This window comes from Terrabacter aerolatus (genome assembly GCF_007991735.1).
Taxonomy (GTDB): domain Bacteria; phylum Actinomycetota; class Actinomycetes; order Actinomycetales; family Dermatophilaceae; genus Terrabacter; species Terrabacter aerolatus.
In genome coordinates, this window is record NZ_BJYX01000002.1 from 92,953 (window position 1) to 105,882 (window position 12,930).

Annotated in this window: 11 protein-coding genes; 6 read left to right on the top strand and 5 right to left on the bottom strand. The window is 71.4% G+C overall.

What is annotated here, in order from left to right; genetic code table 11:
• The first annotated feature begins 4 nt into the window (after positions 1–4).
• From meaB to TAE01_RS02840, 6 genes are all read left to right on the top strand, one after another.
• The gene (meaB, locus tag TAE01_RS02815) at positions 5–970 is read left to right on the top strand and encodes a methylmalonyl Co-A mutase-associated GTPase MeaB (RefSeq protein ID WP_147063201.1); all 966 of its coding nucleotides are present in this window, start codon (positions 5–7) and stop codon (positions 968–970) included.
• Between the two features lie 176 nt (positions 971–1,146).
• Positions 1,147–2,154, top strand: a complete 1,008-nt coding sequence (locus TAE01_RS02820; protein WP_147063203.1) for a GNAT family N-acetyltransferase — start codon at positions 1,147–1,149, stop codon at positions 2,152–2,154.
• A gap of 81 nt (positions 2,155–2,235) precedes the next feature.
• Entirely contained in the window at positions 2,236–2,550 is a 315-nt protein-coding gene (locus TAE01_RS02825) for a thiamine-binding protein (RefSeq protein WP_147063205.1), read from the top strand.
• Positions 2,543–3,055 (top strand): GNAT family N-acetyltransferase, encoded by a 513-nt coding sequence (locus TAE01_RS02830; protein ID WP_147063207.1) that lies wholly within the window; start codon positions 2,543–2,545, stop codon positions 3,053–3,055. The genes TAE01_RS02825 and TAE01_RS02830 overlap by 8 nt, the downstream gene beginning before the upstream one ends.
• A gap of 222 nt (positions 3,056–3,277) precedes the next feature.
• Positions 3,278–4,258: a hypothetical protein gene (locus tag TAE01_RS02835; protein WP_246111100.1), complete on the top strand. Its 981-nt coding sequence runs from the start codon at positions 3,278–3,280 to the stop codon at positions 4,256–4,258.
• A gap of 14 nt (positions 4,259–4,272) precedes the next feature.
• Positions 4,273–5,217 (top strand): tetratricopeptide repeat protein, encoded by a 945-nt coding sequence (locus TAE01_RS02840; RefSeq protein ID WP_147063209.1) that lies wholly within the window; start codon positions 4,273–4,275, stop codon positions 5,215–5,217.
• 124 nt (positions 5,218–5,341) lie between these two features.
• Here TAE01_RS02840 and TAE01_RS02845 read toward each other — a convergent pair whose 3' ends face one another.
• Genes TAE01_RS02845 through treS form a run of 5 tightly spaced genes read right to left on the bottom strand, consistent with a single transcriptional unit; the run spans position 5,342 to position 12,930 of the window.
• A complete protein-coding gene (locus TAE01_RS02845; RefSeq protein ID WP_147063211.1) occupies positions 5,342–5,845 on the bottom strand; it encodes a hypothetical protein in 504 nt (167 codons plus the stop codon).
• A complete protein-coding gene (gene pgm / locus TAE01_RS02850; protein ID WP_147063214.1) occupies positions 5,842–7,488 on the bottom strand; it encodes a phosphoglucomutase (alpha-D-glucose-1,6-bisphosphate-dependent) in 1,647 nt (548 codons plus the stop codon). The genes TAE01_RS02845 and pgm overlap by 4 nt, the downstream gene beginning before the upstream one ends.
• Positions 7,485–9,803: a 1,4-alpha-glucan branching protein GlgB gene (gene glgB, locus TAE01_RS02855; protein WP_147063216.1), complete on the bottom strand. Its 2,319-nt coding sequence runs from the start codon at positions 9,801–9,803 to the stop codon at positions 7,485–7,487. Before glgB ends, pgm begins: the two co-directional genes overlap by 4 nt.
• Positions 9,800–11,227 carry a maltokinase N-terminal cap-like domain-containing protein gene (locus TAE01_RS02860; protein ID WP_147063218.1) on the bottom strand — a complete coding sequence of 476 codons (1,428 nt, stop codon included), beginning with the start codon at positions 11,225–11,227 and terminating at the stop codon, positions 9,800–9,802. Before TAE01_RS02860 ends, glgB begins: the two co-directional genes overlap by 4 nt.
• On the bottom strand, positions 11,227–12,930 hold the full coding sequence (treS, locus tag TAE01_RS02865) for a maltose alpha-D-glucosyltransferase (protein WP_147063220.1): 1,704 nt from the start codon (positions 12,928–12,930) through the stop codon (positions 11,227–11,229). Before treS ends, TAE01_RS02860 begins: the two co-directional genes overlap by 1 nt.

A 12,930-nucleotide genomic window follows, 5' to 3' on the forward strand; every position in this document is an offset into this window, starting at 1 on the left:
CCACGTGGCACGGCGATCCGTCGACGTCCCCGCCCTGGTCGAGTCGGCCGGGGCGGGTTCGCCGCGCGCCGTCGCACGCCTCATCTCCCTCGTCGAGGACGGGCACGAGTCCCTCCGTCAGGTCATGGCGGCCCTCGCGCCCCATGCCGGCAACGCCTGGGTCATCGGGATCACCGGCTCGCCCGGGGTCGGCAAGTCGACGACGACCACCGCCCTCGTCGGCGCCTTCCGTGAGCGGGGCCTGCGGGTCGGCGTGCTCGCGGTCGACCCCAGCTCGCCCTTCTCCGGCGGCGCGCTGCTCGGGGACCGCATCCGCATGCAGGACCACGCGCTCGACCCGGAGGTCTACATCCGGTCCATGGCCTCCCGCGGGCACCTCGGCGGACTGTCCTTCACGACGCCGCAGGCCATCCGCGTGCTCGACGCAGCAGGGTGCGACGTCGTGCTCGTCGAGACGGTCGGTGTGGGGCAGTCGGAGGTCGAGATCGCAGGCCTGGCCGACACCTCGGTCGTGCTCCTCGCGCCGGGGATGGGCGACGGCATCCAGGCCGCCAAGGCCGGCATCCTCGAGATCGGCGACGTCTTCGTCGTCAACAAGGCCGACCGTGACGGCGCCGACGCCACGGTCCGCGACCTGCGCCACATGATCTCCCTCGGCGACCGCACCGAGCCCGGCCTCTGGAGACCGCCGGTCGTGAAGACCGTTGCGGCACAGAAGGTCGGCATCGACGAGGTCATGGAGGCGCTCGACAAGCACCGCGCCCACATCGAGGAGAACGGCGATCTCGTCCAGCGTCGCGAGCGTCGCGTCGTCGACGAGATCGAGACCATCGCCCTCGCGGCGCTGCGGGCCCGGCTCGGTCACCTCGGGGGGCATGACGGCGTCACCGCCCTGGCCCGCGACGTCATCGCCGGTCGCACCGACCCGTATGCCGCCGCCGACCGTCTCGTGGAGCAGCTCGGTACCTGAGCCCGCCGCCGCCGGTTGAGTGGCGACCGGGACACCGGAGGTCGGCAGCGGTGAAGCTCGTGCGACCGAGCGCCGGTACCTGCTGTGTCACGACGGACCGGCGGGGCGCGCGTCGGAGGCACACGGCATCCGTAATTCGTTGGCGCGGTGGCGGCCCTCGGTGCCACCGTCGACAGATGGAGATCATCCCGCTCGACCATGACGACGACGTCATGCTCAAGGCGCTCCACGGCGTGGTCACGCGCAGTGAGGCGGTCTCACGCGTCCAGCCGATCCGACGCACCGAGGAGGAGTTCGTCAAGACGGTGCGTTTCACGTTCCCGGGCGAGCGTGACCAGGGAGCTGTCGCACTCGTCGACGGGTCACCGGCCGGCTGGAGCCGCCTGTCCTTCCCGGAGCGCGACAACCTCGACAAGTGCTGGTTCGAGCTGCAGGTCGACCCCGAGCACCGGCGGGCCGGTGTCGGGACGGCCCTGCTCGACTGGACGGAGCAGCAGGCGAGGGACGCCGGGCGAGACCTGCTGCTCAGCGAGGTCTTCGTCCCGGTCGGCAGCCGCGAGTCGCACTCCGACCGCGAGTTCGCCCTGAAGCGAGGGTATTCCGTGTCGAGCGTCGAGATCGTGCGCTCGCTGCGGCTGCCCGTCGCCGCCGACGTCATGGCGCGACAGTGCGCCCGGACGGGTGAGGCCACGGCGGGTGCGTACGACATCAGCGTCCACGTCGACGGTGTCCCCGACGAGTTGCGCCAGGGTGTCTGCGACGCGTCGAACCGGCTCATCCTCGACGCCCCGACCGGCGAGGTCGAGTTCGAGCCCGAGTCGCTGACCGTCGAGGACTACCAGACGATGCTCGACCACCAGCGCGACACGGGACGAACCCTCGTCACGGCCGTGGCCGTGCACCACGCGAGCGGTGTCGTCGCCGCCTACTCGGACCTCTGCGTGCCCTCGACGGAGCCCGACGTCGTGTTCCAGTGGGGCACGCTCGTCCTGCCGGAGCACCGTGGCCACCGCCTCGGCATGGCGGTCAAGGTCGCCAACCTCGAGGGGCTGGGTCGCCTTGCGCCACAGAGGCGCTCGGTGCGCACGATGAACGACGAGCAGAACCCGTGGATGGTCCGGATCAACGTCGACCTGGGCTTCGAGATCATCGAGGAGGCCCTGACGATGCGCAAGGCCGTGTAGCTCCGTGACCCGCGGAGCCGGGTCGGCGCGGTCGGCGAGGGCGGTCTCGCGACGGGTGCCGGGGCGGCATACGGTGAGGGCATGCTGATCGCCTTCTCCGTCGCTCCCACCGTCGCGGCCGACGACACCGGATCGGTGTCCGACGCCGTCGCCCGAGCCATCCGCGTCGTGCGTGACTCCGGTCTGCCGCACCGCACCGACGCGATGTTCACGACCATCGAGGGGGAGTGGGACGAGTGCATGGCCGTCGTCAAGCAGTGCTGCGACGTCCTGGCCCAGACCTCGCCGCGGGTCGGCCTCGTGCTCAAGGCGGACATCCGCCCCGGGTGGACCGGTGAGCTCGACGGCAAGCTCGAGCGACTCGAGGACGCCTTGGGCCGTCAGCAGGATGACTGAGCACGCTTGGCACCTCAGGCCGCTCGCGGCCGAGGACTGTGACGAGCTGGGGCGCGTCCACATGGCCGTGTGGCGCGAGACGTACGCCGGCCTCATGCCTGCGGACTACCTGGCCGGCCTCAGCGACGAGCGGTGCGCAGACACCTGGCGTGAGGTCGTCGCGCGGCGCGACGTGACGGGGTCCGGCGGTGCCCGAACCCTCGTCGTCGTCGACGGGGAGGGCGACCTCGCCGGCTTCGGCAGTGCCGGCCCGAGCCGCGACGAGGACGCCCCCACGGCGTGGGAGCTGTATGCCGTCAACCTCACGTCGCGCGTCCGTGGCACGGGTGTCGCGGACCGCCTGTTCGACGACCTCGTCGGCGCCCGGGCGGCGACCCTGTGGGTCGTCGAGGGCAATGCCCGCGCGCAGGCGTTCTACCGGCGTCGGGGTTTCGTCGACGAGGGTGGTCGGGACGTGCACCCGGCGACGGGGACACCAGAGATGCGGATGATCCGACGCGCTTGAACAGAGCGGGACGAACTGCGCATAACGGGCATCCGTCTCGATGCTCCAGCGTGACCCGTCTGACATCGACGAGCCCCTGCTGCACGAAGTGCGCCCGGACCGTCCGGAAATGTCCTCGGCGAGCCGCTCCCGCGGATTGGGGAACCAGCACGGTCCGTGCGTATCGTGGGTCGCGGTCGAGCGTGCTCGGCCTGTCCTCCTGCGTCACCGAAAGGCTTTTCCATGCCCCGCACCGCGACCCGTCGACGTGCTCTTGCCGCCGCGCTCGCCTGTGCTGCCATGCTCTCCGCCTGCACCGGCAACTCGGACGACAGCGGTGCCCCCGGGACCCCCGCCGTCGCCCCGGACGCCGCGCAGACGACGGCCACCTCGGCGGTGAGCGCCGCCGCGACGTCGTCCCTCGACGCCTCGGCCGGCGGCGCCGCTGCCCGTGACAAGGCCTTCGTCGGTGCCGCCCTGCAGTCGGCCAACGCCTACGCCAAGAGCCTGCCGGGCCGCACCACGGCCGAGAAGGCCGACGCGGAGCTCGCCACCACTGGCGTCAAGGTCCTCGCGATCTCGCGCGGCGGCGACAACCCGCAGCAGGTGCTGGCGCAGACGACGCTGAAGAAGACCGGGGCCGCGGTCCTCGTGCTCCTCGTCGGAGGACAGGACGGCGCCTCGTTCAAGGCCGCCGCGGTCACGCCGATGCTTCCCGACGCCAAGCTCGACGCGCTCGACCCCACGTCCGACGGGTCAGCCGCCCTCGGCGACGGCTCAGGCCTCAGCGCCAAGCCCGACGACGTCGTCGCCGCGTTCGCCGCCTCGGTGAAGTACCCGGACCCGACGAGCACGAAGGTGCTCGCGGACGACCCGCTGTCGGAGCAGCTGCGCCAGTCCGCGATCGCCCAGTCCAAGGCGCTCAACAACCAGGGCGCGTTCACCCAGGAGCACCAGCCCAAGGGCGTCATCGGCGGCCTGCGTCTCAAGGACGGCAAGGGCGCCATCGTCTTCGCCCACCTCGTGCGCAACGACGCCATCGCGATGCGGACCCCGGTCAAGCTCACCCCGGCCAAGGACCTGACGCTCCTGACCGGCATCAAGCAGATCACCACGGAGGCCAACCTGACCTCCAACGAGATCATCGCCATCGTCATCCCTGCGTCGGGACAGGCGCGCATCGTCGCCGCATCCGACCAGCTCGTCGCCGGCTCGGGTCGGTGAGGCAGGATTGATCTATGAGTCACCAGCCATTCACCGCAGCAGCACTTCGCGGTGCCGTCGACCTGTCATCGCTCAAGCGTCCGGCCCAGCCGGCTGGCCCCGCCTCCGGCGCGGTCTCCACCTTCGGGGACGGTGCTGGCCTCGTCATCGAGGGCACTGACGCCACGATCCGTGACGTCATCGCGGCATCCGACCGGCACCCGGTCGTCATGGTGCTGTGGTCCGCGCGTCTGCAGGAGTCCGCCGACTTCGTGACGACGTTCGGCTCGGTCGCCCGGCGCTACGGCGGCCGCTTCCAGCTGGTCAGCGTCGACGTCGACGCCAACCCCACGATCCTGCAGGCCTTCCAGGTGCAGGCCGTCCCGGTGAGCTTCGCGTTCGTGCAGAGCCAGCCCGTGCCGCTCTTCGAGGGGGTGCAGCCCGAGGCCCAGATCACCGCGGTCATCGACCAGGTGCTCCAGCTCGCCGCGCAGCACGGGGTCACCGGTACCGTTCCGGCGGGAGACGCCGCCCCCGCGGCAGGTGAGGCGGAGCAGGAGCAGCCCCTCCCGCCGCTGCACCAGAAGGCGTTCGACGCCATCGAGTCGGGTGACCTCGACGGTGCTGCCGCTGCCTACCGTGAGGCGCTCGCGCAGAGCCCCGCCGACACGGATGCCAAGCTGGGCCTCGCCCAGGTCGGGCTCATGCAGCGCACGCAGGGCGCGGACCTCCAGGCCGCGCGGGCCGCCGCCGCGGCAGCGCCGACGGACGTCGACGCCCAGATCCTCGTCGCCGACCTCGACCTGCTCGGCGGTCACGTCGAGGACGCGTTCATGCGCCTCATCGACACCGTGCGGGTCACGGCCGACGCCGACCGCAACAAGGCGCGCGAGCACCTCGTGGAGCTCTTCGAGGTCATCGGTGTCACGGACGAGCGCGTCGCCAGGGCGCGCAAGTCCCTCATGAGCGCCCTCTTCTAGAGTCCGAGCCACGCTCGCAGCGCCGAGCCACCCGCGTGCGGGTGGCTCGGCGCTGTCGTGCGACCTCGCCACCGACAGGGTGGCTCGCTGCGCACAGGGTGGTTCGGGTGCCGACCGTGCGCCGTCAGTCGGTCTCCGCGGTCAGCACGAGGGCGTCCGCGAGGCGCTCCACCACGTCGTCGGCGGTGGCGTCGGTGTCTGCTGCGTCGTCGGTACCGTCCGTGCCGACCCACAGACCCCAGTGCGGGGTCGCCGGGTCCGCGTCGTCGCGCACGACGACGACGTGCACCGGCTCCGGCTCGACGAGGTCGAGGAAGTCCTCGAGTCGGTCTCCGAGGGCGTCCTCGGAGACGATCGCGTCGAAACCCTCGAGCTGGTAGGTCTCGGCGACGGCCAACGCGGCCGACCAGCGCAGCAGCCGCAGCCTCAGCTGCTCCGACGTCGGCGGGTCGTCCCAGCCCGGCGCCGCTCCTGAGCAGAGGGCCTGCTCGAGCGCGGCCCCGTCGACGAGGACCGCGCGGTCGAGGCGGCCGGCCACCGCCGCGGCGAGGGCCGCCCGGACCGGAGCCCGGGCGGCCGTCACGAGCAGGAGCCGACCTCGCGGGCCGGACTCGTCCGTCGCGCTCATCCGCCGAGGGCCGCCGACACGACGTCCTTGGCCTCGGCCTGCACGCGGGCGAGGTGGTCCGCGCCCTGGAAGGACTCGGCGTAGATCTTGTAGACGTCTTCGGTGCCCGAGGGGCGGGCCGCGAACCAGGCGCTCTCCGTCGTCACCTTGAGCCCCCCGATCTTGGCGCCGTTGCCGGGAGCCTCCGTGAGCTTGCCGGTGATCGGCTCCCCGGCCAGCGTCTCGGCCGTCACGTCCTCGGGGGAGAGGGCGCCCAGCTTGGCCTTCTCCTCCCGGGACGCCGCTGCGTCGATGCGGGCGTATGCCGGGTCGCCGTGTCGGGCGGTCAGCTCGGCGTAGTGCTGGCTGGGTGTCCGGCCGGTGGCCGCGAGGATCTCGGAGGCGAGCAGGGCCAGCAGGATGCCGTCCTTGTCGGTGGACCAGACGGTGCCGTCCGTGCGCAGGAAGCTCGCGCCGGCGGACTCCTCGCCCCCGAACCCGACCGAGCCGTCGAGCAGGCCCGGCACGAACCACTTGAAGCCGACGGGCACCTCGAGGAGCGTTCGCCCGAGATCGCCCGCCACGCGGTCGATCATCGAGGAGGAGACGAGCGTCTTGCCGATGGCGGTCGTCGCCGGCCAGTCGGGGCGGGCGCCGCCGTAGAGGTACTGGATCGCGACGGCGAGGTAGTGGTTGGGGTTCATCAGCCCGGCGTCCGGGGTGACGATGCCGTGCCGGTCGGCGTCGGCGTCGTTGCCGGTCGAGATGTCGTAGGCGTCCTTGGCGTGGATGAGCGAGGCCATCGCCGACGGGGAGCTGCAGTCCATGCGGATCTTGCCGTCCCAGTCGAGCGTCATGAAGGCCCACTGCGGGTCGACGCGCGGGTTGACCACCGTGAGGTCGAGCCCGTGACGCTCGCCGATCTCGCCCCAGTAGGCCACCGAGGCGCCACCGAGCGGGTCGGCCCCGATGCGCACCCCGGCATCGCGGATCCTGGCCAGGTCGAGGACGTTGGGCAGGTCGTCGATGTAGGTGCCCATGAAGTCGTAGGAGCCGGCCTCGCCGCGGGCCTGCTCGAACGGCACGCGCCGGACGTCCTTGAGCCCGCCCCGGATGAGGTCGTTGGCTCGCCGGGCGATGACGGACGTCGCGTCGGTGTCGGCCGGGCCGCCGTGCGGCGGGTTGTACTTGAAGCCGCCGTCGGCGGGTGGGTTGTGGGAGGGCGTGACGACGATGCCGTCGGCGAGACCGCTGGAGCCGGAGTGCTTCCCGTGGTTGGCGCGCAGGATCGCGTGCGAGACGGCCGGTGTCGGGGTGAACCCGTCGCGGTCGTCGACGAGGACCTGCACACCGTTCGCGACGAGGACCTCCAGCGCGGAGCGCCAGGCCGGCTCGGAGAGCCCGTGGGTGTCGCGGCCGATGAAGAGCGGGCCGTCGAAGCCCTGCGAGGTGCGGTAGTCGACGATCGCCTGGGTCGTGGCGAGGATGTGGTGCTCGTTGAAGGCGGTGCGCAGGCTCGACCCGCGGTGGCCGGACGTGCCGAACGCGACCTGCTGGTCGGGGTCGTCGACGTCGGGGTGCCGGTCGTAGTAGGCGCCGACGAGGGCGTCGACGTCGACGAGGTCCTCGGGCTGGGCGGGCTGACCGGCGCGCGGGTGGGTCATGAGGGGTCTCCGTTCGTGGTCGTGGCGGGTGCGGAGTCGACGGCGGTGCCCGGCACGGTGGCGCCGGCGGCCGAGGCGTGGGCCGTGGCCGCGACAGCGGGAGCCCCGGGCTCGTCGACGGGCACGAGCCAGACGGTCGACAGGCGCGGCACGGTGAGGTCGACGGCATACGGCTGGTCGTGCCAGGGCTCCGGGCGGGCCTCGACGACGAGCCCGGTGCTGCTCGGGGCGTCGGGGTGGTAGCCGGCGGTGTCGAGGACGACGGTCCACCGGCCGCCCCTCGGCAGCCCGATCCGGTACGACTGCTGGGTCTCGCCGCTGAAGTTCATGACGCAGGCGACGACCGGGGCGTCGGTCGCGCGGTCACCCGTGCCGAAGCGCAGCCACGAGAAGGTGTTGTGGGCGGCGTCGTCGGCCTCGAGCCACTCGAAGCCCGAGCGGTCGGCGTCCAGCTCCCACAGGGCGCGGCGGCTGCGGTAGATGCCGTTGAGGTCCTTGACGAGGTTGTGCACGCGGTAGTGCAGCGGCTGCTCCAGCAGCCACCAGTCGAGGCTGCGACCCTCGGACCACTCGGACTCCTGGCCGAACTCGCAGCCCATGAAGAGCAGCTGCTTGCCGGGGTGGCACCAGAGGTAGGCGAGGAACGCGCGCAGCGTCGCCACCTGCTCCTCGCGCGAGCCGCGCGACTTGCGCAGCAGGGAGCCCTTGCCGTGGACGACCTCGTCGTGACTGATCGGCAGCACGAAGTTCTCGTCGAACGCGTACATGAGCGAGAAGGTCAGCTTGCCGTGGTGGTACTTGCGGTAGATGGGCTCCTCGCCGAGGTACTTGAGCGAGTCGTTCATCCAGCCCATGTTCCACTTGAAGCCGAAGCCCAGACCGCCCTCGTTGGTCGGCTTGGTGACGCCCGGCCACGTCGTCGACTCCTCGGCGATCGTGACGATGCCGCCGACGCGCTTGTAGGCGGTGCCGTTGGTCTCCTTCAGCAGCTCGACCGCCTCGAGGTTCTCGCGGCCGCCGTCCTTGTTGGGCACCCAGGCGCCCGGGTCACGGGCGTAGTCGAGGTAGAGCATCGAGGCGACGCCGTCGACCCGCAGGCCGTCGAGGTGGAACTCCTCGAGCCAGTAGATCGCGTTGGCGACGAGGAAGTTGCGCACCTCGGGACGGCCGTAGTCGAAGATGTTGGAGCCCCACTCGGGGTGCCACCCCTTTCGGGGGTCCGGGTGCTCGTAGAGGGGCAGCCCGTCGAACCGGGCCAGGGCCCACTCGTCGGTGGCGAAGTGACCGGGCACCCAGTCGAGCAGCACCCCGATGCCGGCCCGGTGCAGCTCGTCGACGAGGAAGCGGAAGTCGTCGGGCCGGCCCCACCGCGAGCTCGGGGCGTAGTAGCCGGTGACGTGGTAGCCCCACGACGGCACGTAGGGGTGCTCCATGACGGGCAGGAACTCCACGTGGGTGAAGCCGAGGTCACGGACGTAGTTGACGAGGTGCTCGGCGAGGCCGCGGTAGCCGAGCTCCTGGCGCCACGAGCCGAGGTGGACCTCGTAGATGCTCATCGGGCCCTGGTGGGCGTTGCTCGTGCGGCGACGCTCCATCCAGTCGTCGTCGCGCCAGTCGTAGTGCGTCTCGGTGACGATCGCGGCCTGCTTGGGGGCGACCTCGGTCATGCGCGCCATGGGGTCGCTCTTGAGCCGGACGAGCTCGTCGGGCCCGCGGACGGCGAACTGGTAGTTCATGCCCTCCTGGGCGCCGGGCAGGAACAGCTCCCAGATGCCGCTCTCGCCGAGGGCCCGCATCGGGTGCGAACGGCGGTCCCAGTCGTTGAAGTCGCCGATGACGTGCACGGCCTTGGCCCGCGGGGCCCAGACGGCGAACGACACGCCCCACACGTCGCCGAGGGGACCGGGGTAGTGGCGCACGTGCGCACCGAGGACGGTCCACAGCTGCTCGTGACGGCCCTCGTTGATGAGGTGCCGGTCGATCTCGCCGAGCGTCGGGGCGAAGCGGTAGGGGTCGTCCTGCTCGTGCTCGACGCCGTCGCCGTACTCGACGAGCAGGCGGTAGTCGTGCGTCGTGCCGAAGTCCGGCGAGGTCATCGACCAGATGCCGTCGCGCACGTGCTGCAGCTCGACGCGTTCGCCCGAGTCGAGGCGGGCGCCGACGCGCGTCGCGAACGGGCGGTAGGCCGTGATCGTCAGGCCGCCCGGGCCGACGTGGTGGCCGAGCAGGTCGTGCGGCTGGCCGTTGCGGCCCTGGAGGAAGGCCGTGATGGCGGCGTCGTCGAGGGAGGGACCATGGGTGGTCTCGGGGGTCATGGCGTGCCTTCCGGGGTGGTGAGCCGCTCGACGGCGCCGAGCGGGATCGGCAGCCACGTGGGCCGGTTGCGCGCCTCGTAGACCACCTCGTAGAGCGCCTTGTCGAGCTCGAGCGCACGGGTGAGGACCTGCGCGTCCGCATCGGGCGTGCCGGCGACGGAGGCGTACCCGTCGAGGAAGGCGGCCCGGCAGCTCGCGGCCCAGGCGGTGGCGTCGACCGGCACCTCGGCGAGCGCCACGGAGCCCGCGGCGTAGTCGAACGACCGGAGCATGCCCGCGACGTCACGGGCCGTGAGGTCCGGGCGCACGCGTTCGGCGAGCGGGCGCAGCGGCTCGCCCTCGAAGTCGAGCGCCACCCAGCCCCGCTCGGGAACGTCGAGCACCTGGCCCAGGTGGTAGTCACCGTGGATGCGTTGCAGCGGGGGCCAGTGCACGTCACGCACCGACGCGACGACGCGCTCGACCGCGGCCGAGCGGGAGGCGAGGTCGGGCACGAGGGCCACGGCTGCGGCGTACCTCTGCCGCATCGAGGTGACGACGGCCTCGCGGGCCTCGGGCGTGACCTCGTGGGTGCCGAGGGAGTGCGCGAGCGCGCCGTGGATCTGCGCGGTGACGACGCCGAGGTCGCGGGCCCTGGACGTGAAGTCCGTGCCCGACGCGGCAGCGACGAGGGCCACCCGCCAGGCGTCCTCGACGCCGGGGATGAACTCCTGCGCGAAGGCGAGGTGACCGTGCATCGGTGGGCCACCCTCGGGTGCGTCCCAGGCGCCGGAGAGGTGGCCGATCGCCATCGGGACGCGGTCGGAGCCCTCGGCCGTCAGGGCCGACTGGACGACGACGTCGGGGTTGTCGCCGTCCTGGAGGGTGCGGAAGACCTTGACGATGAGCGGCTCGCCGGGGCCGCCCTCCGGCGCGGTCGTGCGGCAGATGATCGAGGTGTTGGACTGCTCGCCGCTGAGCACCGACGACGACGAGACCGAGCCGTCCGCGTGGCCCGTGGACGACCCGGTGGCGAGCGCGTTGCTGCCGACGGAGGCCTGCGCCTCGTCGGACACGCCGGCGCCGAGGATCGTCGCCACGAGCTGGTCGACGTAGACGGGGTCGTGCGGGCCGTCGTAGACCCAGCGCGTGCCGAGGACGCTGTGCTCCATGGTGCCGAGCAGGGCGTGCTCGGCACCCTCCAGCGGCGCGGCGCGGTACGTGAGCGGGACCTGGTAGACGACCGCGGGGCTCACGGCCTCGTCGGCGAGCAGCAGCGTCTCGCAGCCGACCTCACCCTCGGGGTCCTCGAAGCGGAAGCCGCCGACGCGGCGCAGCACCGGGACGTGTCCCTTGCCGTGGTACCAGCGCTGGCGCGGCATCCACTCGGTCACCATCTCCGTCTTGGTCGGCACGATGGACGCGCCCTTGTGCACGATCGCCATCAGCGGTCATCCCCGCCCCGCACGCGGAGCCAGAAGAAGTCGCGCGAGCCGAGCGTCAGGGTGACCCGGCCGTCGTCGGCGACCCACGGGAAGCCGCTACCGCCGAACAGGTCGATGAGCTCACGTCCCGCGAGGTGCTCGGGCAGCTGGATCGTCGCGGCCTGGGGACGGCTCGAGAGGTTGTTGACGCAGAGCACCGCCTCGCCGGGCTCGTTGCCGTCCGGCTCCATCGTGCGCGTGAACGCGAGGATCGCCTCGTTGTCGGCCTCGACGACCGTGAAGTCACCGAGCCCGAAGACGGGGTGGCGACCGCGGACCTGGAGCATGCCGCGCACCCAGTGCAGGAGCGAGGCCGACGAGGCCATCTGCGCCTCGACGTTGATGTTGTTGTAGTGGTAGACGAGGCTGCTGATGACGGGCAGGTAGAGCTTGCCCGGGTCGACGCTCGAGAAGCCGGCGTTGCGGTCGGGCGTCCACTGCATCGGCGTGCGCACCGCGTCGCGGTCGGTGAGCCAGATGTTGTCGCCCATCCCGATCTCGTCGCCGTAGTAGAGGCACGGTGACCCCGGCAGCGACAGGATGAGCGCGTGGATGAGCTCGATCTCGGGCCGTGAGTTGTCGAGCAGGGGAGCCAGCCGGCGGCGGATGCCGACGTTGGCGCGCATGCGCGGGTCGGGCGCATACCAGCCGTACATCGCGGCGCGCTCCTCGGGCGTGACCATCTCGAGGGTCAGCTCGTCGTGGTTGCGCAGGAAGGTGCCCCACTGGGTGCCGTTCGGGATGGCCGGGGTGTCGGCGAGCACGTCGATGATCGGCGCGGCCTTCTCCTCGCGGAGCGAGTAGTAGAGGCGCGGCATGACGGGGAAGTGGAAGCACATCTGGCACTCCGGCGCCTCCTCGGTGCCGAAGTAGTCGACGACCTCGGCCGGCGGCTGGTTGGCCTCGGCGAGCAGGATCCGGCCGGGGTACTCCGTGTCGACCATGGCGCGCAGCTTGGCGAGGAACTCGTGGGTCCTCGGCAGGTTCTCGCAGTTGGTTCCCTCCTCCTCGAAGAGGTAGGGGACCGCGTCGAGGCGGAAGCCGTCGATGCCGAGGTCCATCCAGAAGCGCACGATGTCGAACATCGCCTCCTGCACGGCCTCGTTCTCGAAGTTGAGGTCGGGCTGGTGGCTGAAGAAGCGGTGCCAGAAGAACTGCCGGCGCACCGGGTCGAAGGTCCAGTTGGACACCTCGGTGTCGACGAAGATGATGCGCGCGTCGTCGTAGCCGTCGTCGGTGTCGGACCAGACGTAGAAGTCGCCGTAGGGCCCGTCCGGCTCGGCGCGGCTCGCCTGGAACCACGGGTGCTGGTCGCTCGTGTGGTTCATGACGAAGTCGGTGACGATGCGGATGCCGCGCGCGTGGGCCTGCGAGACGAGCTCGGTGAACTCGGGCAGCGTGCCGAACTCGGGCAGCACCGCCTTGTAGTCCGCGATGTCGTAGCCACCGTCGCGCAGCGGCGAGGCGTAGAAGGGCGGCAGCCAGAGGCAGTCGACCCCGAGCCACTGGAGGTAGTCGAGCCGGTTGATGAGGCCGGTGAAGTCACCGGCGCCGGAGCCCTTGGAGTCGGCGAAGGCGCGGACGAGCACCTCGTAGAAGACCGCCTTCTTGAACCACTGGGGGTCGTGCTTCAGGCCGGGCTGGGACAGGTTGAGGCCCTGCAT